This is a genomic window from Erythrobacter oryzae, assembly GCF_030271515.1.
GTDB lineage: Bacteria > Pseudomonadota > Alphaproteobacteria > Sphingomonadales > Sphingomonadaceae > Erythrobacter > Erythrobacter oryzae.
Window position 1 is genome coordinate 662,677 of record NZ_JASCXI010000001.1, and the last position, 22,198, is coordinate 684,874.

27 protein-coding genes and 1 tRNA gene are annotated in these 22,198 nt (G+C 67.5%); 9 read left to right on the forward strand and 19 right to left on the reverse strand.

Annotated elements, in window-relative coordinates:
- Window positions 1-14 precede the first annotated feature (14 nt).
- From PFX90_RS03260 to folE, 4 genes are all read right to left on the reverse strand, one after another.
- Complete coding sequence (locus PFX90_RS03260) at window positions 15-704, reverse strand: cytochrome b/b6 domain-containing protein (protein ID WP_285710532.1); 690 nt, start codon at window positions 702-704, stop codon at window positions 15-17.
- Entirely contained in the window at window positions 705-1,229 is a 525-nt protein-coding gene (locus PFX90_RS03265; RefSeq protein WP_285710535.1) for a c-type cytochrome, read from the reverse strand.
- 135 nt (window positions 1,230-1,364) lie between these two features.
- Window positions 1,365-1,805 carry a hypothetical protein gene (locus PFX90_RS03270; RefSeq protein WP_285710537.1) on the reverse strand — a complete coding sequence of 147 codons (441 nt, stop codon included), beginning with the start codon at window positions 1,803-1,805 and terminating at the stop codon, window positions 1,365-1,367.
- A gap of 146 nt (window positions 1,806-1,951) precedes the next feature.
- The gene (folE, locus tag PFX90_RS03275) at window positions 1,952-2,578 is read right to left on the reverse strand and encodes a GTP cyclohydrolase I FolE (RefSeq protein WP_285710539.1); all 627 of its coding nucleotides are present in this window, start codon (window positions 2,576-2,578) and stop codon (window positions 1,952-1,954) included.
- 200 nt (window positions 2,579-2,778) lie between these two features.
- Here folE and PFX90_RS03280 point away from each other — a divergent pair, with 200 nt between their 5' ends.
- Window positions 2,779-3,168 (forward strand): metallopeptidase family protein, encoded by a 390-nt coding sequence (locus PFX90_RS03280; RefSeq protein WP_285710542.1) that lies wholly within the window; start codon window positions 2,779-2,781, stop codon window positions 3,166-3,168.
- 56 nt (window positions 3,169-3,224) lie between these two features.
- Here the strand turns inward: PFX90_RS03280 and PFX90_RS03285 are convergent.
- Together PFX90_RS03285 and PFX90_RS03290 are read right to left on the reverse strand one after the other, a co-directional pair.
- Window positions 3,225-3,301: transfer RNA gene (locus PFX90_RS03285), tRNA-Arg, on the reverse strand.
- Between the two features lie 60 nt (window positions 3,302-3,361).
- Entirely contained in the window at window positions 3,362-3,772 is a 411-nt protein-coding gene (locus tag PFX90_RS03290; protein WP_285710545.1) for a (deoxy)nucleoside triphosphate pyrophosphohydrolase, read from the reverse strand.
- 115 nt (window positions 3,773-3,887) lie between these two features.
- On the opposite strand from PFX90_RS03290, the gene PFX90_RS03295 reads away from it, so the two are divergent.
- From PFX90_RS03295 to PFX90_RS03310, 4 genes are all read left to right on the forward strand, one after another.
- Window positions 3,888-4,055, forward strand: a complete 168-nt coding sequence (locus PFX90_RS03295; RefSeq protein WP_419180074.1) for a Flp family type IVb pilin — start codon at window positions 3,888-3,890, stop codon at window positions 4,053-4,055.
- Between the two features lie 115 nt (window positions 4,056-4,170).
- Window positions 4,171-4,347, forward strand: a complete 177-nt coding sequence (locus PFX90_RS03300; protein ID WP_017665207.1) for a Flp family type IVb pilin — start codon at window positions 4,171-4,173, stop codon at window positions 4,345-4,347.
- A gap of 202 nt (window positions 4,348-4,549) precedes the next feature.
- Entirely contained in the window at window positions 4,550-4,726 is a 177-nt protein-coding gene (locus tag PFX90_RS03305; RefSeq protein ID WP_285710551.1) for a Flp family type IVb pilin, read from the forward strand.
- Window positions 4,727-4,986: 260 nt separating this feature from the next.
- Window positions 4,987-5,160: a Flp family type IVb pilin gene (locus tag PFX90_RS03310; protein ID WP_285710553.1), complete on the forward strand. Its 174-nt coding sequence runs from the start codon at window positions 4,987-4,989 to the stop codon at window positions 5,158-5,160.
- A gap of 96 nt (window positions 5,161-5,256) precedes the next feature.
- Here PFX90_RS03310 and PFX90_RS03315 read toward each other — a convergent pair whose 3' ends face one another.
- The 5 genes from PFX90_RS03315 to PFX90_RS03335 all read right to left on the reverse strand — a co-directional run bounded on the left by PFX90_RS03315 (window position 5,257) and on the right by PFX90_RS03335 (window position 10,775).
- Window positions 5,257-6,735, reverse strand: a complete 1,479-nt coding sequence (locus tag PFX90_RS03315) for a M48 family metalloprotease (RefSeq protein WP_419180075.1) — start codon at window positions 6,733-6,735, stop codon at window positions 5,257-5,259.
- Between the two features lie 106 nt (window positions 6,736-6,841).
- The gene (locus PFX90_RS03320) at window positions 6,842-7,786 is read right to left on the reverse strand and encodes an acetyl-CoA carboxylase carboxyltransferase subunit alpha (RefSeq protein WP_285710555.1); all 945 of its coding nucleotides are present in this window, start codon (window positions 7,784-7,786) and stop codon (window positions 6,842-6,844) included.
- A 9-nt stretch (window positions 7,787-7,795) separates the two neighbouring features.
- Window positions 7,796-8,683, reverse strand: coding sequence for a tyrosine recombinase (locus PFX90_RS03325; protein ID WP_285710558.1), 888 nt, complete (start codon window positions 8,681-8,683; stop codon window positions 7,796-7,798).
- Window positions 8,683-10,593: a hypothetical protein gene (locus PFX90_RS03330; RefSeq protein WP_285710560.1), complete on the reverse strand. Its 1,911-nt coding sequence runs from the start codon at window positions 10,591-10,593 to the stop codon at window positions 8,683-8,685. Before PFX90_RS03330 ends, PFX90_RS03325 begins: the two co-directional genes overlap by 1 nt.
- Window positions 10,590-10,775 (reverse strand): hypothetical protein, encoded by a 186-nt coding sequence (locus PFX90_RS03335; protein ID WP_285710563.1) that lies wholly within the window; start codon window positions 10,773-10,775, stop codon window positions 10,590-10,592. The genes PFX90_RS03330 and PFX90_RS03335 overlap by 4 nt, the downstream gene beginning before the upstream one ends.
- 47 nt (window positions 10,776-10,822) lie before the next feature.
- Here PFX90_RS03335 and PFX90_RS03340 point away from each other — a divergent pair, with 47 nt between their 5' ends.
- Genes PFX90_RS03340 through PFX90_RS03355 form a run of 4 tightly spaced genes read left to right on the forward strand, consistent with a single transcriptional unit; the run spans window position 10,823 to window position 13,730 of the window.
- Window positions 10,823-11,392 (forward strand): shikimate kinase, encoded by a 570-nt coding sequence (locus PFX90_RS03340; protein ID WP_285710566.1) that lies wholly within the window; start codon window positions 10,823-10,825, stop codon window positions 11,390-11,392.
- Window positions 11,383-12,501 carry a 3-dehydroquinate synthase gene (gene aroB / locus PFX90_RS03345; protein ID WP_285710568.1) on the forward strand — a complete coding sequence of 373 codons (1,119 nt, stop codon included), beginning with the start codon at window positions 11,383-11,385 and terminating at the stop codon, window positions 12,499-12,501. The genes PFX90_RS03340 and aroB overlap by 10 nt, the downstream gene beginning before the upstream one ends.
- Window positions 12,498-13,268, forward strand: coding sequence for a cyclase family protein (locus tag PFX90_RS03350; RefSeq protein WP_285710570.1), 771 nt, complete (start codon window positions 12,498-12,500; stop codon window positions 13,266-13,268). The genes aroB and PFX90_RS03350 overlap by 4 nt, the downstream gene beginning before the upstream one ends.
- 3 nt (window positions 13,269-13,271) lie before the next feature.
- On the forward strand, window positions 13,272-13,730 hold the full coding sequence (locus PFX90_RS03355) for a GNAT family N-acetyltransferase (RefSeq protein WP_285710572.1): 459 nt from the start codon (window positions 13,272-13,274) through the stop codon (window positions 13,728-13,730).
- Between the two features lie 10 nt (window positions 13,731-13,740).
- Here PFX90_RS03355 and PFX90_RS03360 read toward each other — a convergent pair whose 3' ends face one another.
- The 8 genes from PFX90_RS03360 to scpA all read right to left on the reverse strand — a co-directional run bounded on the left by PFX90_RS03360 (window position 13,741) and on the right by scpA (window position 22,121).
- Window positions 13,741-14,022 (reverse strand): hypothetical protein, encoded by a 282-nt coding sequence (locus PFX90_RS03360; protein ID WP_285710573.1) that lies wholly within the window; start codon window positions 14,020-14,022, stop codon window positions 13,741-13,743.
- Between the two features lie 243 nt (window positions 14,023-14,265).
- Window positions 14,266-16,326, reverse strand: coding sequence for an acetyl-CoA carboxylase biotin carboxylase subunit (locus PFX90_RS03365; protein WP_285710577.1), 2,061 nt, complete (start codon window positions 16,324-16,326; stop codon window positions 14,266-14,268).
- Window positions 16,327-16,414: 88 nt separating this feature from the next.
- Entirely contained in the window at window positions 16,415-17,068 is a 654-nt protein-coding gene (locus PFX90_RS03370) for a CPBP family intramembrane glutamic endopeptidase (RefSeq protein ID WP_285710579.1), read from the reverse strand.
- A gap of 73 nt (window positions 17,069-17,141) precedes the next feature.
- On the reverse strand, window positions 17,142-17,996 hold the full coding sequence (locus tag PFX90_RS03375; RefSeq protein WP_285710581.1) for an alpha/beta hydrolase: 855 nt from the start codon (window positions 17,994-17,996) through the stop codon (window positions 17,142-17,144).
- Window positions 17,993-18,394 carry a hypothetical protein gene (locus PFX90_RS03380; RefSeq protein ID WP_285710583.1) on the reverse strand — a complete coding sequence of 134 codons (402 nt, stop codon included), beginning with the start codon at window positions 18,392-18,394 and terminating at the stop codon, window positions 17,993-17,995. Before PFX90_RS03380 ends, PFX90_RS03375 begins: the two co-directional genes overlap by 4 nt.
- Window positions 18,391-19,401 (reverse strand): biotin synthase BioB, encoded by a 1,011-nt coding sequence (bioB, locus tag PFX90_RS03385; protein ID WP_285710586.1) that lies wholly within the window; start codon window positions 19,399-19,401, stop codon window positions 18,391-18,393. Before bioB ends, PFX90_RS03380 begins: the two co-directional genes overlap by 4 nt.
- Window positions 19,402-19,416: 15 nt before the next feature.
- Complete coding sequence (locus tag PFX90_RS03390; protein WP_285710587.1) at window positions 19,417-19,728, reverse strand: hypothetical protein; 312 nt, start codon at window positions 19,726-19,728, stop codon at window positions 19,417-19,419.
- Window positions 19,729-19,871: 143 nt separating this feature from the next.
- On the reverse strand, window positions 19,872-22,121 hold the full coding sequence (gene scpA, locus PFX90_RS03395) for a methylmalonyl-CoA mutase (RefSeq protein WP_285710589.1): 2,250 nt from the start codon (window positions 22,119-22,121) through the stop codon (window positions 19,872-19,874).
- Window positions 22,122-22,198 lie beyond the last annotated feature (77 nt).

The window sequence follows — 22,198 nt, forward strand, 5'->3', positions numbered from 1 at the left end:
GCGCCCCTTTTGCGTCAGGTCAGCGGCGGTGCGCCGTAAGCCACCCACAGCGCTAACCCGGCTGCGAGGCCGCAGGCGAGCAGCCCCCTCACCCAGGGCACCGGACCAATACCCGCCACGCCCTCCATCGGCGGGCGGGTGCCGCCCACCATCGGGCTCAAGAGATCATCGCCCTTGACCGCATAAAAGCAGATCGCGGCGAGGTGCAGGCCGATCAGTCCGGCGATCCCCCAGAACAGCGTCTCGTGCAGCTCGGTAATCGTGTCGGCGAGCGCCACGCCCACCAGCTGGTTGAGCGGCCCGGTCGTCCCGTCGAAGGGATCGCCTGCAAACAGCCCAAGGCTGACCTGCAAAAGCATCGCGCCGAGCAGCACCATCGTGCTCCACCCGCCCAGCGGCGAGTGGCCGATGGCAGGCCCGGCACTCCGGTCCCCGCGCAGATAGGCGAGCACGGCCTTCGGCCCCTTCACGAATTGCGTAAAGCGCGCGGTCTCGGGGCCGAGGAAGCCCCACAGGATGCGGAACATCAGCAGGCCCAGCAGCGCGAGCCCCAACCGCTTGTGCAGCGCCCACTTGTCGTTCTCCGCCGTCCACCACATGGCGGGGATCAGCAGCGGAAAGCTCCAGTGGGTCAGCCGCAGCAGCGGGTCCCACACGCTGACGTCAGGTGGCAGGCCCGCGCGCGGCGGGGGAGTGTCACTCACCTATTTCTTCTCGTCGTCTTGCCGGAACTTGTCGTGGCAGCCCTTGCACGCGCCGCCCATCGCCATCGCCTGCGCGGCCACCGCCGCCTTGTCGCCGCCGGGCGCGAGGCTCGCAAGCTTGCCGCTTTCGTCGACCAGCTTCTGCGCGGCGGCCTTGAACTCCTCGGGCTTCTCCCAGATCGCCGGGAGCGCCTCGGTCTTGAAGCCGTCGGCGGTGCTGGTGCCGGCGGGGAAGTGGTTCGGGATCGCCTGCGCGCGGGTGTTGATGTCGGTCGCGCTCGCCGCGATCAGGGCGAAATCGGGCGCATCGGCATCGAGCTGGCCGCGAATCGCCTTGAAGGCCTTGCCGATCGCCTCGAAATTCTCCTCGCGCTCCTTGATGATCGGCGGCGCTTCGCCCGCTGCCGTGGTAGCAGCGTCCGTGCCCTCGGCGGCCGGTTCGCCGGCATCGCCGCCCGAGCAGGCGGCCAGCAGGGCAAGCGGAGCGGCAAGCGCGACCAGACGGCGGGCGGTGAAAGGCAGCATCGGACAGTCTCCTCGGATGATCGTCAATCTGATCCCGGCGAGGAAGCTATGCTGCTTTGCCGCTGACCGCAAATGCGAAAACGGGGCGCCCCCGCACAGGAGAGCGCCCCGCTTCGATGGCAACCTTCGCGCGGTTTAACCGAGCGTCGTGGCGGTGTCGGCCTCGGCCACCAGCGCGGCGCGGTCCTGTTCGACCAGCGCGAGCAGCGCGCTGCGCACGCGCTCACCCCGGGCATCGACCAGCTTGGCGATGGCTTCGGGGTTGCTCGGGCACCAGCCCGGACGCGCGCCGCTGGCGACGTCGTCGCTGGTCAGCGTGCGCCGCGAGCTCATCGTGCTGCCGACCTTGGCGACACGCTCGACGTCGAGCCTCGCGGTCCACTGGCAGCTGAGCGTGCTCGGCCGGCCGGCGACACCGGCCGCGCCGACCTGGCGCGTCTCGATCTTCACCGTGCCCTTGTAGTCGGCGGCGATCGGGCCTTCGGCGTGATCGATCACCACCTCGTGCTCGAGCGCATAGGCGGGTGCGGCAAGGCTGGCAGCCAGCACCAGAACGCTCATCACAAACTTCTTCATGATGGTCTCTCCTGCTTGTCGCGGCCTTTATGGCCGTCGATGATGTGTCATATCATCGCAACAGGAGCGCTCCAACCAACCTTGGTTGCAATTTTCTCAATTGACCGTGAGCGGCGTCAATCTGCCGATCGTTGCAAGCTTGAAGGTCAGTAGCCCATCAGGCTCATCACTTCCCGGCGGCTGCGATGGTCTTCGAGGAAGCAGCCGAGGATGCGGCTGGTGACCATGCCCACGCCGTGGGTCTTGACCCCACGGCCGGTCATGCAGCCATGCTCGGCCTCGATCACCACGGCCACACCGTGCGGATCGAGATGGTCCCAGATGCACTGCGCGACCTCGGCGGTCAGGCGCTCCTGGATCTGGAGGCGGTTGGCATAGCCATGCAGCACGCGCGCGAGCTTGGAGATGCCCACCACCTTGTTGCGCGGCAGATAGGCGATCGCCGCCTTGCCGGTGATCGGCGCCATGTGGTGTTCGCAGTGCGACTGGAAGGGGATGTCCTTCAAGAGCACGATCTCGTCATAGCCGCCCACTTCGGTGAACTGGCGGGTGAGGTGGATCGCCGGATCCTCGCGGTAGCCCTCGCAATATTCCAGCCACGCGCGCCCGACCCGCTTGGGCGTGTCGAGCAGCCCTTCGCGATTCGGATCGTCGCCCGCCCATGCGATCAGGGTGCGAATCGCGTCCTGCACGTTCTCGGGCACCTCGGGCTTGCCGAGCGGATTTTCCGGATCGAACACATCGTCGTGATCGTGGGCGGAGATATGGTTCATGCTGACTGGTCTTTCTTCACTCATCGGCTCTTCATCGAGCCCCCTCGCCTGTCGATCCCGAGTGACGTCAACCATCGAGCAACCGAGGCGTTCCGCGAAGATACGCCGATTGCGGCCGATGGATGCCATCCCCACCTATGCAAATGTAATAGGGGTTTTGCACAATGCATCCCCTTGCCGGAGGGAAAGGAGCAAATCGCGTGCGCGAACCCAGTGCTGCCGAATTCGAGACGCTTGCCCGTGCCGTCCTGGCGCGCCTCCCCGAGGTCTTCGCGCGCGAGCTCGAGGGCGTGGTGCTGCGGATCGAGGAGTTCGCCACCGACGAGCAGCTCGATTCGCTCGGGATCGAGGACCCGTGGGATCTGACCGGGCTTTATGAAGGCGTGGCGCTCACCGAAAGAAGCCAGTGGGACAGCGAGGGGCTCCCGCCGGTCATCACCCTGTTCCGCCAGCCCCTGCTGGCCGAGATGGAGGAGACCGGCGTCGGCTTTGCCGAGCTGGTGCGGCACGTGGTGATCCACGAGGCGGGGCACCATTTCGGCCTGTCGGACGACGACATGCACGCACTCGAGGATTCGGTGGGGGATTGAAACCGCCGTTCAAAACCAACAAGGCCCGCCGCCTCTTGCGAGGCAACGGGCCTTGTTGGCGCACCCGGAACGATTCGAACGTCCGACCCTCAGATTCGTAGTCTGATGCTCTATCCAGCTGAGCTACGGGTGCGCGCTGAGGGGGGCCCTTTAGGGGGGTCATTCCGGCTTGGCAAGTGGGTTCGAAGGGAAATCAGCGAAATTGGAAGAGCTGCGCGGCCAGCTGCGCGTCGAGCGGCGGTTTGGGCAGCGCGGCGATCTCCTGAGGCGTGAACCAGCCCACCCCCGCCCCCTCGAGCGCCTGTGGTTCGCCCTGCCAGCGAGCAAGGCGGTAGAGCAGCAGCACCAGCGCGCTGCCGCCCGCCTCCCCGCCGGTCTCGGCAAAGCCGCAGGGGACGAGGTCATCGGCCTTGCAGTCGATCCCCAGCTCCTCGGCCAGTTCGCGCACCAGCGCGGCGGCGGGCATCTCTTGCGCCTCCACCTTGCCACCGGGGAATTCCCATAGTCCGCCGTGGTGCTTTCCTTGAGGTCTGAGGTGCATCAGCCAGCGGTCGTCCCCGCGCTCGAGGGCGCCGGCAACCACCGCGATCCACGTTTTCGTCATGTCGGTTTTCTTTCCAAGGCGGCGCCCCCGATCAACTCTTTCTTAACGAATTGACCCGATTTTCAGCCCCGTCAGAACGCAGGAAGTAGAGGTTTTCCCGATGCTGTCGACATTCTTGAAAAGGCTTGTCGACGACCAGTCCGGGGCAACCGCGATCGAATACGGTCTGATCCTCTCGCTTATCGTCATTGCCATGATCGCCGCACTTCAGGGCGTCGCCACAACGACCATCAACATGTGGGGCAATGTCGAGAGCAAGAGTGTCTCTGCCATGTCGAAATAAATTCCACATGAACCGCCGAGTTAGGAATTTCTCAAGAACTGGCAGTTTAACACGACATCAGCCCGCCGCGACACAGGGGGGCACGGGTACCGAAGACCAAACCAGGAGACTAGACATGACCTTCTTCAAGAACCTCGTCCGCGACGAACAGGGCGCCACCGCCATCGAATACGGCCTGATCGCCGCTCTGATCGCCGTCGCCGCGATCACCGCCATGACCAACCTCGGCTCGACCCTGTCGGGCACGTTCACCAACGTGAACACCAACATGACCAAGGGCACCACCGCGTAAGCGACGGCCTCAGGCAAAAAGAACGACGGCGGGGAGCAATCCCCGCCGTTTTTCTTTGTGCGCGGCCCGTCCGACCCTACGTATTTGCCCCGGGGGCGACGGTAGCCGCCCGAAACCACTGCCGGTTTACGCAGACATACAGCCAGCCGCTCCCGGATTTTCCGGCCTCGCGGAATCTGGCGCTGATGCAGGAGACCGGAAAATGTCCTTCTTCAAGACCCTCGTCCGCGACGAACAGGGCGCGACCGCCATCGAATATGGCCTGATCGCAGCTCTGATCGCCGTCGCCGCGATCACCGCGATGACGAACCTCGGCTCGACCCTCTCGGGCACCTTCGGCAACGTCAACACCAGCATGGCGCCGGGCGCGACCGCCTGACGCCTGCGCCGCCTGCGCGGCACAAGTTTCCTGGAAAACGACTGCGGCGGGGAGCGATCCCCGCCGTTTTTTCTTTGCGCGCCGCCCGCCAATAGGGGCGCAAATCGGGCGAGACAGGGTTAATTCCCGCCAAGCGTCTTTGGTTACCCGAAAATTTCCGAACTCTTAGGTATTTATCAATTGATGTCGGATAATTTTACGGATGTCCGCCACTGACCAGGCGGGTTCGAACGTTTTAATGCCCAGCCAGGAGACCGAACATGACCTTCTTCAAGAGCCTCGTCCGTGACGAGCAAGGTGCCACCGCCATCGAATACGGCCTGATCGCCGCCCTGATCGCCGTCGCCGCGATCACCGCGATGACCAACGTCGGCTCGACCCTCTCGGGCACCTTCAGCAACGTCAACACCAAGATGTCGAAGGGCACCGCGTAAGCGCGAGCCGCTTGGCGAAAACACGAACGGCGGGGAGCGATCCCCGCCGTTTTTGTTTGGGGGTCGCGCTGACGCGCGATGCAGACCTCCCTCCCCTTACCTTCCGCGCACCACCAGCTTGACCTTCTGGCCCGGCGTCACCGTCGCCGTGCCGGAGAGCGCGTTGAGCACCCGGAAGCGCTCTTCCTGCGCGCTGTCATAGGCCATGCGCCGCGCAAGGCTCGCCACCGTGTCGCCGCGCGCCACGGTCACCACCTGAAGCTTCCTCGGCACCACCGCGCCCGCCTCGGCCGCGGTGATTCGCCGCATCGACTGGAACATCCCGTTGAAACCGCCGGCCCGCCCCGCGGGCGCGATCGCGACGAAGTGGAAGGCCTGATCGCGCGCGAATTCATAGGCGAAGACCACCAGATCGACCTGCGAATTGCCATTGTTGACCCTCGCCATGCCGTAGACCGCGGGAAGCCCGTTCACCGTCGTGCGCTCGATCGTCTGCGGTGCCAGCGTGCTGTTCTGCCCGCCCGCCGCGGCAAAGGCGCTGCGCACATAGGCCTCGAGATTGCCGTTATAGGCGGCGGTCGTCATCTGCGCCTTGCCGCTCTGCCCCTGGATGCTGACCGCGCGCGTGCCGTTGACCATGTAGTAGCCTTGGGGCGCGGTGAAGGCGAGGCGCAGGTCGGGGTGGGTGAAGGTGCTGCCCTCGATCACGCCCTGCGCCGGGTCATCGCCATAGCGCAACCCGTCGATCCGGGCGAGGAAGGTGTCGCGGTTGCTGACGGAGTTCGTCCCCGCAGCGCCCGCCTTGGTCAGTGCATTCTGGACGCGGCTCGCCGGATCGGGGTGGGTCGAGGCCCATTCGGGAACGCTGGCGTTCTGCCCCGAAAGCCGCGCGTCGAGCGCGTTCTGCGCGGCAAGGCTCGCCAGCACCGTCCCCATCGCCCGCCGGTCATAGCCCGCGCGCCCGAGATATTCGATGCCGAGCGCGTCCGCCTCGAGCTCCTGCTTGCGGCTGAACCTCAGCGTCAAGAGCTGCGAGCCTTGCAGGAAGGTGCGCGACAGCGTCTGCCCGATCCCCGAATCGCCCAGCAGCAGGCCCGAGAGGATCGCGCCCCCCAGCCCCAGCAGCGTGTTCTTCTGTGCCGCCGCCTGGCGCCGCTGCGAATGGCGCGCGGCGACATGGCCGACCTCGTGCCCGAGCACCGCGGCCAGCTCCGCCTCGCTGTTCATCAGCGTGACCAGCTGGCGGGTGGTGTAGATATAGCCGCCGGGAATCGCGAAGGCGTTGTTGACCGGCGAGTTCAGGAGGCTGACCGTGAAGCTCTCGCGCGCATTGCCGAGGCCCGATTGCACCGCGATGTTCTTGCCGACCTGTTCGACATACGCCGCGTGGGTGCCCGTCATCGCCCCGCCGAACTCGGCGAGCAGCTGCGGGTGATATTCGGCGCCCTGCTTGGCCTCGGCAGGCGTGATCGGCGTTGCGCTGCTGGGGATCTTCGCATCGCTCGCGGTCATGCATCCGCCCAGCGCCAGCGTAGCCGCGCCGAAAGCCAGCGCCTTGCGTGAAATCCTTGCCATGTGTCCGTCCCTTTCCGCCTGTCCCCGCGCTGCTTTCTCGCAGCTTTCCGGGCAAGCTTCATGCATCAGGGACGTGGCAAACGAAACCTTAACTTGAGATGGCCTGTCAGCCGCCGATGGCGAGAAAGCGGTCTTCGCGCGCGGCGATCAGCTGCTCGGCGCTCTTGGGCGCGAGAGCATCGACCTCCTCGGCCAGCGCCTCTCCCAGCATCCGCGCCGCGCCCGCCGGATCGCGATGCGCGCCGCCGATGGGCTCCTTGACGATGCGGTCGATGACGTTGATTCGCTTGAGGTCCTGCGCGGTGACCTTCATCGCCTGCGCGGCCTCGGGCGCCTTTTCGGAGGTGCGCCACAGGATCGAGGCGCAGCCTTCGGGCGAGATCACCGAATAGACCGCATGTTCCAGCATCAGCACCCGGTTGGCGCTGGCGAGCGCCACCGCGCCGCCCGACCCGCCCTCGCCCACGATCGCGGCGACCATCGGCACGCCGATCGCAAGGCACGCCTCGGTCGCGCGGGCGATGGCCTCGGCCTGCCCGCGTTCTTCGGCCTCGATCCCCGGAAATGCGCCCGAGGTGTCGACCAGCGTCACCACGGGGAGGCCGAATCGACCAGCCAGCTCCATCAGGCGGATCGCCTTGCGATAGCCCTCGGGCTTGCCCATGCCGAAGTTGTGGGCGATGCGGCTCTTGGTGTCGTGGCCCTTCTCGTGCCCGATCAGCATCACGCGCCGGTCGCCCAGCCGCGCGAAGCCGCCCATGATCGCAAGGTCGTCGGCATAGAGCCGGTCACCGCCCAGCGGCATGAAGTCGCTGAAAGCATGGGCGACATAGTCGCGGAAATGCGGGCGCTGCGGATGCCGGGCAACCTGCGTCTTCTGCCACGGGGTGAGCGAGGCATAGGTGCTGGCGAGCAGCTCGGCGCTCTTGGTCTCGAGCCGCCCGATTTCGCTGGCGACATCGACATCATGGAGCGCATTGACGCTGCGCAGCTGCGCGATGCGTTCTTCGAGCGCGGCGACGGGTTTCTCGAAATCGAGGTAGGAAATCATGGCGCGGGGCTAGTCGGATGTTGTGCGGGTTGCAAGCGGGTGGCGGGAATTGACGAGGGCAACCAGCCGCGCGGCATCGACATGGGTGTAGATTTGCGTCGTCGAAATGTCGGCATGGCCGAGCAGGGTTTGCAGCACGCGCAGGTCGGCGCCGCCTTCGAGCAGGTGCGTGGCAAAGGCGTGGCGCAGCACGTGGGGGCTGATGCTTGCGGGATCGAGCCCCGCGCGCGCGGCGAGGTCCTTCAGCAGCTGGAACAGCCGGACGCGGGAGAGGTGGCCGGTTTTCCCCGAGGGGAACAGGTATCGCGAGGGCGGTGTTTGCGGGCGCAGCGCCAGCCAGCGGCCTACAGCTTCCAGTGCTCGCCCGCCAACGGGCACAAGCCGGGCCGCCCCGCCCTTCCCCGTCACCGTCAGGAACGGCGCATCGCGCGGCACGGCGCTGATCGGCAGGCTAACCAGCTCGGTCGCGCGCAGGCCCGAGCCGTAGAGCAGTTCGATAAGGGCGAGGAGGCGCACCGCCTTGGGATCGTCGCCCGCTGCCTCGTCCTCGGCGCGGGCGAACAGGGCGGCGATCTGGTCGTGACCCATCACCTTGGGCAAGGGTCGCTTGAGCCGCGGCTGCGGCAGCGCGCCCGAGGGATCGTCGCTGCGCCAGCCCTCGTCGATGGCAAAGCCGAAGAATTGCCGCAGCGCCGAAGCCTTGCGCGCCACGCTGGCAGGGGCAAGGGCCGCCCACTCGCCCGCAAGGCCCGCGACAGCGTCACGGTCCGCGGCGGCAAGATCGCCGATGGCCTCCTCGGCCTGATCGAGATCGCGGCGATAGGCGGCGAGCGTGTTGAGCGCTGCGCCCCTTTCGGCGGCCAGCATGGCGAGGAACGCCTCGGTGCTGGCCGACATCAGCCCCGCGCGACCGCCTCGGCGGCGATCATCCGGGCCTCGGCCACCATCCCCACGCGGGTCAGCGCGGCGGTGATGTGGTAGAGGTGGAGCGGGGTCATCTGCGACCAGCTCGACCCCTGCATCCCCAGACCCGCCAGCAGCGCCACCAGCGCCGGATTGCCGACCTCGGCCGCGCGGGAAATCGCGGTGGTCCAGCGGGTCTTGCGCGCTAGATCGAAGCCGAGATCGCCCGCGAGCGCGCCCGCGTCACCCTCGGACAAGCGCCCGGTCCCGGCGAGCCCGGCCACGAGGAAGGCGGACTTCCTCTGACCTTCGCTCGCGTCATCGCCCATGAAGCTCTCGACCGCGCCCTGCCCGACGGCGGCGCCATTGGCCGAGGACAGCGCGATCAGCGCCCAGCCCATCGAGCCTTCCTCGACCACATTCCCCCAGCGGCCCGCGTTGCGATCGAGCCCGGCGGCGAGCATGGCGGCGATGAGGTCACCGGCCGCGCCCGCATTCTCGGCGGTGGCGGGAATGCGCGCGGCGGCAAAGGCGGTGAGCACGCGCGCGCCGTAGCCGTCGCCGCCGCCGAGCTTCGCCCCGTCGGCCCACAGGCGCTGCATCGCGGCGATGCGCGCGGCCGGATCGGTCGCAAGATAGGCCTCGCGCAGCGCGGCGGCATGGGCCTTCGCCTCCTCGCTCGCGGCCGGATCGGCGTAGACTTCGGAATAGAGATCGACCATCGCGTCGGCCGACAGGATCCCCTCGCGCGCGGCGCGTCCGGCGAAGGGCGCGCGCTGGCTTGCGGGCAGCATCGGCAGCAGCGCGCCGCTGCGCGCGTAATAGGCCCCGCCGCGCGCCTTCAATGCGTTCTCCAGCAACCCTGCTGGCAGCGGCTCGCCCACGGCATTGGCAAGGCCGAAGCGCCAGGGGTTGAGATCGTCCACCCCCTGCCACTCGACATTGACGCCCCGCTGCGCGCGCCCCGCCGCCCCGGCAAAGCGCCGCGCCAGCAGCACGTCGACGCGCGGCGCCGCGCCGCGGAACAGCGCGCGGTCGAGCTGCGTGGCGGACAGCGCGGTCTCGCCCGCATAGGCGTTGCAGATCGCCTGCCACATCACCCACTCGCCGTCCTGCCGCTGCGAGCCCTGCAGGCGCACCGCCGGGCAGGCCCCGGTGATGTCCCCGGCGGCGAGGTAGGCGGCGAGCGCCTCCTGCGTCAGCGCGGGCGACCAGTTGGCGGTGTCGATATCCTGCACCACCGCGCGCGCGAGGGCGTATTCGCCCATGCGGTTGAGCACGCCCACCCGCAGCGCGGCGAATTCGACCGGATCCATGCCGAGCGGCGCGGCGAGGCGGCTCGCCAGCGTGCGGCGCAGCAGGATGTGCCCCCAGCGCGACACCAGCGGGCCCTGCGTGCCATTGAGGGCGGCGCGCACCAGCTTGTCCGACTGGTTCGCGAGCGCCACCGGTGGCAGGCCGCCCTCGTCCACCGCCAGCACCCCGACGCGGGTCAGGGCGCGCCGAGCACCCGCCGGAATGTCGCTCTTGGGCGCAAGGCCGAGCAGCTGGTCGAGCTCCTCGGTCGACATGTTCTCGAGCTGCTCGAGGCTCGGCAGCCGGGCGAGATCCTCGCGGCTTATCTCCGGGAGCGGCGGGAGGCTGGCCGGATCGACCGGCACCGCTCCCGGCCCCGGCTGCGCCAGCGGCGGCTGGCCCGGCGCGGATGGCGGGCCCTGCGCGGGACGCGGCGCGGGTGTCTGGCGCGGGGTTGGCGCGGGGGCAGGATCGTCGAAGCCGGGCGGCAGCAGCGATTCGGGCTTGCCCTGCGCCAGCGCAAGGCCCGCAAGACCCGCGCCGCCCAGAGCGCCCGCCACAGCGATCGCGAGCACGCTTGCCCCGAAATTCCGGCGCTGGCCGCTCATTGCCCCTGCTCCGGCAGGCTCACATCCTCTGCGATCGGGCGCAGCGCTTCCTCGCCGCCGTCGAACCATGCCAGAAGGGTCAGCGCGAGCGCCGCCAGCCCCGCCACCCACGGCCAGCGCCGCCCGCGTCGCTTGGGAGGAACCCGCTCGAAACCGCCGGGGGTCAGACGCTCTTGCCGCAAGTTTGCCATATTGCGCGTGCCCTAGCCCATCTATAGGCCTTGCGGCAATGTCCGCCGCGTGCCCCTCCCCCCATGATCGCGCAATCGCCGCCATCGCCGCGCGCATCGACCGGCCGGTGGTGCTGGTAGGGCTGATGGGCGTCGGCAAATCGACCGTGGGCCGCAAGCTCGCGAACATGCTCGGGCGCGACTTCGTCGATGCCGACGATGCCATCGCCGAGGCCGCGCAGCGCTCGATCCCCGAGATCTTCGAGGCCTTCGGCGAGGCCCATTTCCGCGATGGCGAGCGGCGGGTGATCGCGCGCCTGCTCTCAGAAGGCCACGGCGTGATCGCGACCGGCGGCGGCGCCTTCGTCGATCCGCAGACCCGTGCTGCGGTGCTCGAAAAGGGCATCGCGGTGTGGATCGACTGCGACATCGACACGCTGGTCGAGCGCACCGCGCGCCGCTCCAACCGTCCGCTGCTGAAGCAGGGCAACCCGCGCGAGATCCTCACCCGGCTGGCGGCCGAGCGCGCGCCGTTCTACGGGCAGGCGCATATCCGTATCGTCAGCGAGACCGGCCCCCACGCCGACACCGCGCGCGCGATCATCGAGGCGATTGACCAATGGCTGTAATTCCCGTCGCGCTGGCCGGGCGCGCCTATGAGGTGGTGATCGAGGAGGGGCTGCTCGAGCGGCTCGCCGAGGCCGCCGCGCCGTTCCTCAAGGGCTATGGCCCCCAGCGCCCCGTGCCTTTCGTCGCCGACACCAACACCCGACGCCTGTTCGCCGCCCGGATCGACGCGCACCTTGCCGCACACGGGCTGGCGGCAGAGTGGTTCGTGGTCGAGCCGGGCGAGGACGCCAAGACCTGGGGCGTTCTGGAAAAGCTGTGCGACTGGCTGCTGGCCTTGGGCGTGACCCGCAAGGACCATGTCTTTGCGCTGGGCGGCGGGGTGGTGGGCGACCTCGTCGGCTTTGCCTGTTCGGTGACGAAGCGCGGGGTAGGCTTTGTCCAGCTGCCGACGACGCTGCTGGCGCAGGTCGACAGCTCGGTCGGCGGCAAGACCGCGATCAACACCCGTGCGGGCAAGAACCTGATCGGCGCCTTCCACCAGCCCTCACTGGTGCTGATCGACCCGCTGGTGCTGACGAGCTTGCCGGATCGCGAAATGCGCGCAGGGTTTGCCGAGGTGCTGAAGTACGGCCTGCTCGGCGATGCCGAGTACTTCGCGTGGCTGGAGGCGAATGGCGCGGCGGTGCTCGCCCGCGAGCCGCAAGCGCTCGAACATGCGATCGCCACCAGCATCGCGATGAAGGCCCGGATCGTCGCCGCCGACGAGCGCGAGACGCAAGACCTGCGCGCGCTGCTCAACCTCGGGCACACCTTTGGCCATGCGCTGGAGGCGGAGACCGGCTTTTCCGACCGTCTGCTGCATGGCGAGGCGGTGGCGCTCGGCATGGTGCTTGCGGCGAAATACTCGGCGAGGCGGGGCGAGATTTCCGCTGATGATGCCGCGCGGGCGACGGCAGCGATTGCGGCGGCGGGACTGCCCGCCGCGCTCCCGGCGCTCGGCCTCGCCTGCAGCGGCGCTGTCCTCGTCGATCACATGCGCCACGACAAGAAGGCGGAAGGCACCACCCTGCCCTTCCTCCTGCTGCGCGCGCTGGGCGAGGCCTACGTGGCCCGCGACGTCGACCTCGCCGACATCGCCGCCTTCATGGATGAGGAACTGGCCGGGTGACCCGCTTCATCGACCTCTCGATCCCGATCACCAATAATGTGGTCTCCGATCCCGAGGTGATGCGGCCCAAGGTCACCTACATGACCCACGAGAACACGTGGCAGCAGATCGCGATGTTCTTCCCCGGCCTCGCGCGCGAAGACCTGCCCGATGGCGAAGGCTGGGCGGTGGAGTTCGTCGAGCTCTCGACCCACAACGGCACCCACATGGACGCACCGTGGCACTTCCATTCGACCACCGACGGCGGCGCCTCCCCCGCCCCGAGTATCGACGAGGCCCCGCTCGACCGCTTCTTCCGCCCCGGCGTGAAGCTGGATTTCAGCCACCTCCCCCACGGCCACGTCGTCACCGCCGCCGAGGTGCAGACGGAGCTGGCGCGGATCGGATACGTGCTGCAACCGCTCGATATCGTGCTGGTGCAGTCGGGCGCGGTCTACGGCACCGAGGGCTTCACCGATCAGGGCGTCGGCCTCGGCGCGGAGGCGACCCTGTGGCTGACCGCGCAAGGCATCGAGGTGGTCGGCACCGACGCGTGGAGCTGGGACGCGCCCTTCAGCCATACCGCGCGGCGCTGGGCCGAGAGCCGCGACCCGTCGATCATCTGGGAAGGGCACAAGGCCGGGCGCATCCGCCCCTATTACCAGATCGAGAAGCTGGCGAACCTCGCCGCGCTGCCGCCCTTCGGCTTCACCGTCAGCTGCTTCCCAGTCAAGATCGAGCGCGCCAGCGCCGGCTGGATCCGCGCGGTGGCGATGGTGGAGGAGTAAGGGATGCTGATCGCGCTTGCCGACCTTGAAGACCCCCGAGTCCGGGACCTCATTGCCTTCCACCAGCGCGCGATGGTCGAGGGCTCGCCCCCGGGATTGAGTTTCGCGCTCGACCTCAGCGGGTTGCAGGACGAGGCCGTTACCGTCTGGGCGGTTCATGTCGGGGAGCGGGTGGCCGCGATCGGCGCATTGAAGCGGCTCGATGCGGTCTCGGCAGAGGTGAAGTCGATGCGCACCCATCCCGATTTCCTGCGGCAGGGGATCGCAGCGGCGCTGCTCGAGACAATCATCGCCCACGCCCGCGCCGAGGGCCTCGCCACACTCAGCCTCGAGACCGGCACCGGCCCGGCCTTCGAGCCCGCGCTGGCGCTCTACCGCAGGCGCGGTTTCGTCAACGGCCCGGCCTTTGCCGATTACGCGCTGACCGACTTCAACCAGTGCCTGCATCTGGCACTGGACTAGCCTTGCCGCCTCAGTGCGCCGGGCGGCTCGGCAGCTTGGCGATGTTGTCGCGCGTTTCCGCGCTGCGCGCCGCCTTCAGTGCAGCCTCCTCCTCGAGCATCGCGTCATGCTCGGCGAAGAGGCGCTCGATCTCGGCGCGGCGTTCGAGCAGCATGTAGGCGATGCCCGGCGCAAGGCTCTCGCCCTCGCCGATCTGCCCCAGCAAGCCTGCCAGATCGCTCACCGTCGCCTCGCGCGCGGTCTTGAAGAAATGGCCCTTCCTGTCGAAGAAGCCCGTGCCCGTATGTGCCATGATCAAATCCTCCCACAGAGATTCAATCCACCGCGCGGGGAATACCGCGACTCGGCCAGACGAGTTTCTCACAAGACGGGTTGTAGGACAGAGCGGCGGCGGATTTTCCGTCGGAAATCATTAAACTGCCGCAATTCTACAACAGGTTTTGGAAGGATGTTGCGGCGCGGCGCAGCTTTTCGTCGGATTGACGCAAAGCGGTCGTGAACCGTCCGCGCCGTCAAGCGGCGCGCGCGGCGCCGGTCACTCCAGTTCGAGGATCACCGCATCGACCGCAAGGCTCTCGCCCTCGGCGGCGTTGATCTTGGCGATCACGCCTTCCTTTTCGGCGCGCAGGATGTTCTCCATCTTCATCGCCTCGACGGTGGCGAGCGGCTGGCCGGGCTGCACCGTCTCGCCCTCGGCGACGTGGAGCTTCACCAGCATACCTGGCATCGGGCAGATCAGCAGGCGCGAAAGATCGGGCGGGACCTTCTCGAGCATCAGCGATTCATGCCGCGCGAGGCGCTGCGGGATCACCAGCGCGGTGTGCTGCGCGCCGCGGGTGGTGACCTTCCACTGGTTGCCTTGCCGCTCGACAATCAGGCCGAGCTTGAGGCCCGCGCCGTCGGTGGCTTCGGCCTGCGTCATGCCGGGCTGCCAATTGCAGGTGCCCTCGACCTTGACGCCGTCGACGATGGCATGGCCCTCGCCGAGGGTGACGTGGAAGCGCTCGTCGCCAAGCTTCACCAGCCATTCGGTGGTGACCCGCAGCACGCCCTCGCGCCCGTCATCGCCATCAAGCTGGCCGGAGATGCGGCGGTTGCGCGATTGCAGGGTGAATTCATTGCCCGCGCAGACCGCTGCCAGCAGCCGCTTCACTTCCTCCGAAGTCGCCGCTCCGTGGAAGCCATCGGGATATTCCTCGGCGATGAAGCCCGTGGTCAGCTCGCCCGAGCGGAAGCGCGGGTGCTGCATGATCGCGCTGAGGAAATCGACATTGTGGCCGAGGCCCTTGATGCGGAAATGGTCGAGCGCCTCGATCTGCAAGTCCGCAGCCGCGTCACGGGTCGGGGCCCAGGTGATCAGCTTGGCGATCATCGGGTCATAGAAGCGCGAGACCTCGCCGCCCTCGTAGACCCCGTCATCGACCCGCACCGAGCCGTTCCCGCGCGCCACGCCCCGGCGCGCCTTGCCCGCCACCTGCTCATCCTCTTGCCAGCCCGGAAGCGGCGGCTGGTAATGCACCAACCGCCCGGTGGAGGGCAGGAACCCGCGATAGGGGTCCTCGGCATAGACACGGTTCTCGATCGCCCAGCCATCGATCCCGATGTCGTCCTGCGTCATGGCGAGGCGTTCGCCCGCCGCCACGCGGATCATCTGCTCGACCAGGTCGATGCCGGTGATTGCCTCGGTGACGGGGTGTTCGACCTGAAGGCGGGTGTTCATTTCGAGGAAGTAGAAGCTCTCCCCCGTCGGGTCCGCGCCACTGACGATCAATTCGACCGTGCCCGCCGAGTAATAGCCCACTGCGCGTGCCAAAGCGACGCATTGCTCGCCCATCGCCTTCCTCATCTTGGGCGTCACGAAAGGCGACGGCGCTTCCTCGACCACCTTCTGGTGGCGGCGCTGGATCGAGCATTCGCGCTCGTTCAAGTAGAGGATATTGCCGTGCTGGTCGCCGAGGATCTGGATCTCGATGTGGCGCGGATTGAGGATGAACTTCTCGATGAACACGCGGTCATCGCCGAAGGAGTTCAGCCCCTCGCGCTTCACGCTTTCAAAGCCCTCGCGAACGTCGGCCTCGTTATAGGCGAGGCGCATCCCCTTGCCCCCGCCCCCTGCCGAGGCCTTCATCATCACCGGATAGCCGATCTCGTTCGAGATGCGCACCGCGTGCTCGGTATCCTCGATCTCGCCGACAAAGCCGGGGACGACATTGACGCCCGCCTCTTTCGCCAGCTTCTTGGATTCGATCTTGTCCCCCATCGCCGCAATCGCGCCCACCGGCGGGCCGATGAAGGCGATGTTCTCTTTCGCCAGCGCCTCGGCGAAGGAGGTGCGCTCGGAGAGGAAGCCGTAGCCGGGGTGCACAGCCTCGGCCCCGGTCTGCTTGCAGGCCGCGATAATCTTGTCAGCGATCAGGTAGGATTCCGCCGCGGGCGAAGGGCCGATATGCACCGCCTCGTCAGCCATTGCCACGAAGGGCGCGCGCGCGTCAGCGTCGGAATAGACCGCGACGGTCTTGATCCCCATTTTCCGCGCGGTGGTGATGACCCGGCAGGCGATCTCGCCGCGGTTGGCAATCAGGATTTTCGAGAACAAGGGTGGGACCTCTCTCCAAGGGGCACTTCTCGCCAGCGGCTATGCCGAGGGTTGGCGCGGCAAGCAAGCTAGCGGATTTGGGGCGGCCTCACGCTGGCGCGGGCGGGCCTCGGCGCGTCATCGCCTTGCCCGCGAGCAGCATCGGCGCGTCGACGATCAGATGCGCGATGATCGCCGCCCAGATCCCGCCGAGCAGGAAGGCCGCGGTCATCAACCCGCCCGCCACCGCGACGAAGATCAAATGCACCGCGCCCCATGACGACTTGTGCAGCACCACGAACACCGCCAGCGGCAGCGCCACGGCGAGCGCGTGGGGCCAGCCCGCCGCGATCAGCGCGCCGATGCCGACCGCGCGGAAGATCGCCTCTTCGATGATCCCGGCGGTCGCCAGCAGGAACAGGCGCTGCGGCAGCGGCGCGGCCGTGAGAGTCGCGAGCGCCTCGGCATTGTGCGCCGCTCCGCCGAGCTTGCGGGCGAGGAGGATGTAGAGCGGCATGGTTGCGATGCCGAGGATGCCGAACAGCGCCCCCAGCCCCGCCTGCCTCCAGCCGAAGGTGGTGAGGCCGATCCGCGCCGGGTCGAAACCTGGTTGCTCCAGCGCCAGCCAGAACCCGGCGGCAGCGACCAGCCACAGCCCCGCAGCAGCCCGCACTCGCGCAGCCCGGCCCTCGCCGAAAATGTCCCGCGCCTTCAGAGCCACCACCAGCGCCGCCCCGCCCAGTGCCACGAATGCTGCGATCATCCCGAAGCCCCCTTTTCCCAGAGGGTTATGGGATCAAGATCAGCGAAAGTCGAGCCGCTTGCCTGCGCCGCAGCTATCCCTGCCCGCCCCGCTTCTCGCACCTGAGCACCATGCCGTATTCCTCCAGCCAATCGGCTTTCGTCGGAAGCAGATATTGCAGCGCCTCGGGCAACAACCCGTGGAGCGCGGTGGCGTGGTGGAGCTCGCTGCGCCGGTCGGAGAAGCAGTAGGGCTGCGCGGGCGGCAGCGCTTCCAGCAGCCGCATCATCCCGGTCTCGGTCGCCCCGCCCTCGTCGGCGAGGCTGAGGTAGAGCGGGGGGCGCAGGCCAGCGCCCAGGGGCTTTCGGCTCAATGCCTCGAAGTCCCATTGCAGGCTCGGGCTGATCGCGGCGTAGCCGGTGAAAAGGCCGGGCGCAGTGGCCCATGTCTCGACCACGAAATGCCCCGCCGCGCTTTCGCCCACCAAGAACGCGCGGCCATCGGTGCGGTAGCGGGTTTCGACCAGCGGTTTGACGGTGCCTGCTATCCACGTGCGGAAGAGCGCGCTCTCGCCCCCGGTGGGGTAGCGCTGGCGCTCTGCGGGGTCGTGGGTGGCGGGGAGGAGTTCGCGCTGGCGGTCGCGGGTTTCGATCCCGACAATGATCGCATCCTCGCTCCGCCCCCACAGCGCCCCCCAGCGCATCAAGCCGGTGCCCATCATCAGGTCTTGCGTTACGGCGCCGTCGAGCTGGTAGATGACCGGCCAGCGTTTCCCGGGCTCCTTGGCGTAGTCAGGGGGCAGGACGATGTTGACCTCGCGGCGCTGCCCGAGCGCTTCGAGGGTGATCGTCTCGCCGATGGTGAGGGGCGCGGGCTCCTGCGCCCTGGTTGCAACCGCTGCGCCGAGCACCAGCGCGGCCATCGCGGCGCAAAGCCAGCGCGCTCTCACGGCTTTTCCCTTGGGGGCAGCGGGGGCGCGGTCTCGAACTTCTGCTCGAAGCGCTCCTCCGAGAAGACAAGCTCGGGCGCGTTATCGCGGATCCAGTCGCGGACACAGGCCCGCGAGGCTTCGGTGGCGTTGAATATGTCGTAGACGGCAAGATCCACCGCACCCACGCCATCGATCCGGTTATCGAGACCGCAGTGCTGCGTTCCCTTGCGGACCCGCTGCATGTCTTCGGTCGTCCCGACCGCGACGCTCTCCATGTTCTGGATCACATACTCGCCGTCGTCGTAGAGCGGCGCGCACACGGCAGGATCGCGGATGGGGGCCCGCTCCTCGCAGCCGGGCGCCACGTCTGGCGCGGGGTCGGCGGCTGCCAGCACCAGGGCCAGCAGGCCGATCACTCCGCCGGCACCGCGCTCTTGCACGCCCGCGCGGGCTCCTCGCCTTTCAGAGCGGTGAGGCCGAGCTTGGCGAACAGCGCGCCGTCCTTGTCATCGCCCGCGTTGGGGGCGGTGAGCAGCTTGTCGCCGGTGAAGATCGAATTCGCGCCCGCGAGGAAGCACAGGGCCTGCGTCGCCTCCGACATGGACTCGCGCCCCGCCGAGAGGCGCACCATCGAGCGCGGCATGGTGATGCGCGCGACCGCGACCGTGCGGACGAACTCGATATCGTCGATCTTGGCGAGCGGCGTGTCGGCCAGCATGTTGCCGAGCACCGTGCCCTTGACCGGCACCAGCGCATTGACCGGCACGCTCTCGGGATGCTGCGGCAGGGTCGCGAGCGTGTGGACGAAGCCCACCCGGTCCTCGCGCGTCTCGCCCATGCCGACGATCCCGCCGCTGCACACGTTGATGCCCGCCTTGCGCACGTGATCGAGCGTATCGAGCCGGCACTGAAAATCGCGGGTGGAGATCACGCGCTCGTAATACTCCGGCGAGCTGTCGATATTGTGGTTGTAATAGTCGAGCCCCGCCTCGGCCAGCATGTCCGCCTGATGCGGTTCGAGCATCCCCAGCGTCATGCAGGTCTCGAGGCCCATGGCCCGCACGCCCTTCACGATCTCCACGATCGCGGGCATGTCGCGGTCCTTGGGATTGCGCCACGCCGCTCCCATGCAGAACCGCTGACTGCCCGCATCCTTGGCCTGCGCCGCGCGCTGGAGCACGGCCTGCACGTCCATCAGCTTGGTGGCCTCAACCCCGCTGTCGGCATGGACCGACTGCGAGCAATAGCCGCAATCCTCGGGGCATCCCCCGGTCTTGATGCTGAGCAGGGTGCACAGCTGGACTTCGGTGGCGGGGTGGTAGGCGCGGTGGACGCTGGCGGCCTGGAACAGCAGCTCGGTGAAGGGCAGGTCGAAGAGGGCCGCGATCTCGGCGCGGGTCCAGTCGGTGCGGGAGTGGGTCAAATCCAATTCCTAGACTTAATGCGGAAAGTTTGTGTCGACGAACTGCCGAACGAATTCAGAAGGCTCCGCGTCAATACCGCTCGCGCGCATCTTTGCTACACCGTTGTCCCAGATTGCCCTGATCGTTTCGGGCAAGTCCTCTGGAAACCCCATCTGGTCCGCAACGATTTGCTGCCAACTGCCCTTGGTGCCATAGACGCTGTGGAGCTTCGGTTCCATCGATTGCAGACTGTCCTGCTGCGCGCTCGGCAACTCCCCAATGGCGGCGAGGACATAGCTGTCAAGCAAACGCAAGAACGGCTTCCCGGCATATCGGTCTGTGCTCATTTCGCGTCACTTTCCTTCGTCAATGCGAGGAGCCGGAGGCGACGCGGCAATCCAGCGACTGCCGTATCGCCAATTGGCACCGTCCGAAGCTGGATTGCTTCCCCCGGATCAAGTCCGGGGTCGCAATGACGAGGGAGTAGCGGCTACTCCGCCGCCTCGTCCAGCCCCTCACCCAGCGGCGGCATGTTGTGCCCGAGCAGCACGAGGATATCCGCCGCGCATTCCACCACATTGCTTCCCGGCCCGTAGATCCCCTGCACCCCCGCCTCGCGCAGGAAGTCGTAATCCTGCGGGGGGATGACGCCGCCGGCGGTGACCTTGATGTCGCCGCGACCGGCTTCGCGCAGCAGGCGGATCAGTTCGGGGATCAGGGTCTTGTGGCCCGCTGCCAGCGAGGACGCGCCGACCACGTCGACATTGTGTTCGAGCGCCATCCTGGCGCTTTCCTCAGGGGTCTGGAACAGCGGGCCGGAGATCACCTCGAAGCCCATGTCGCCGAAGGCGCTCGCGATCACGTTGGCGCCGCGGTCGTGGCCGTCCTGGCCCATCTTGGCGATCATGATGCGGGGCTTGCGACCGAGGCGGCGGCCCACGGCTTCCACGCCGTCGGTGACCTGCGCCCAGCGGCGGTCGAATTCATAGGCGCTCTTGTAGACGCCCGTGACCGGCGCGGGGGTCGCATCGTGGCGGCCAAAGGCTTCCTCCATCGCCGCCGAAATCTCGCCCAAGGTCGCATCGGCGCGCGCGCATTCGATCGCCTTGGCGAGGAGGTTCACGTCGGCAAGCTTTTCCAGTTCGGCGATCTTCGACGGCGGCAGCGGGACACCGCGTTCGTCGCGCCCGGTGCGCAGCGCCTCGCGGTGAAGCCCCGGCTCGGTCCGCGCCGCCTCGGTCAGCGCCGCGAGCGCGGCGCGGCAGGCGGCTTCGTCACGCCCTTCGCGCACCTTGGCGAGGCGGGCGATTTGCCCTGCGCGCACCTTCTGGTTGTCGACCTCGAGCGTCTCGAGCGCGTCTTCGCTTTCCTTGCGGTACTTGTTGACGCCGACGATCACCGTCTCGCCCTTGTCGACCTTGGTCTGCTTTTCCGCCGCCGCGCGCTCGATCGCGGCCTTGGGCGCGCCGGTGGCGACAAAGGCGGTCATGCCGCCTGCCGCATCGACCTGCTCGATCAGCTTCCAGGCCTCGTCGACGAGGGTGGAGGTCAGCGCCTCGATATAGTGCGAGCCGCCGAGGGGGTCGACGACGCTCGTGATCCCGCTCTCCTCCTGCAACACCAGCTGGGTGTTGCGGGCGATCCGCGCCGAGAAGTCGGTGGGGAGCGCAATCGCCTCGTCGAGCGCATTGGTGTGGAGCGACTGCGTGCCGCCCAGCACCGCCGCCATCGCTTCGACCGTGGTGCGGATGACGTTGTTGTAGGGGTCCTGCTCCTGCAAGGAGACGCCCGAGGTCTGGCAATGGGTGCGCAGCATCTTGGAGCGTTCGTCCTTCGCGCCGAGGCCGTCCATCACGCGCCACCACAAGGTGCGCGCAGCGCGCAGCTTGGCGATCTCCATGAAGAAGCTCATGCCGATGCCGAAGAAGAAGCTCAGGCGCCCGGCGAAGGCGTCGATGTCCAGCCCGGCGGCCATCGCCCTTTGCGCATATTCCTTGCCATCGGCGATGGTGAAGGCGAGCTCCTGCACCGCCGTGGCGCCTGCCTCGTGCATGTGGTAGCCGCTGATCGAAATCGAGTTGAATTTCGGCATGTTGGCCGAGGTGTAGGCGATGATGTCCGAGATGATCCGCATGCTCGGCTCGGGCGGGTAGATATAGGTGTTGCGGACCATGAACTCCTTGAGGATGTCGTTCTGGATGGTGCCATCCAGCTTGTCCTGCGACACCCCCTGACGCTCGGCGGCGACGATGAAGAAGGCCAGCACCGGGATCACCGCGCCGTTCATCGTCATCGAGACGGACATGGAATCGAGCGGGATCTGGTCGAACAAGATCTCCATGTCCGCGACCGTGTCGATCGCCACCCCGGCCTTGCCGACATCGCCGACGACGCGCGGGTGATCGCTGTCGTAACCGCGGTGGGTGGCAAGGTCGAAGGCGACCGACAGCCCCTTCTGCCCCATCGCCAGGTTGCGACGGTAGAAGGCGTTGGATTCCTCGGCGGTCGAGAAGCCCGCATATTGCCGGATGGTCCACGGGCGGCCCGCATACATCGAAGCCTTCACCCCTCGCGTGAAGGGCGCAAAGCCGGGGAGGCCCGGGTCGAAGCCTGCGTGATCTTCCGCCGTGTAGAGCGGCTTGATCGCGAAGCCTTCGGGCGTGTGCCAGGTGAGGTCGCGGCCCTTCACCTCCTTGGCGGCAAGGGCGTTCCAGTCGGAGAGGGTGGGTTTCTGGGTCATACCTATACAATCCCGTCATGCTGAACTTGTTTGTGCAAGCACATCTTCGATTCCAGCATCCATTCTTCCTCTCGGAC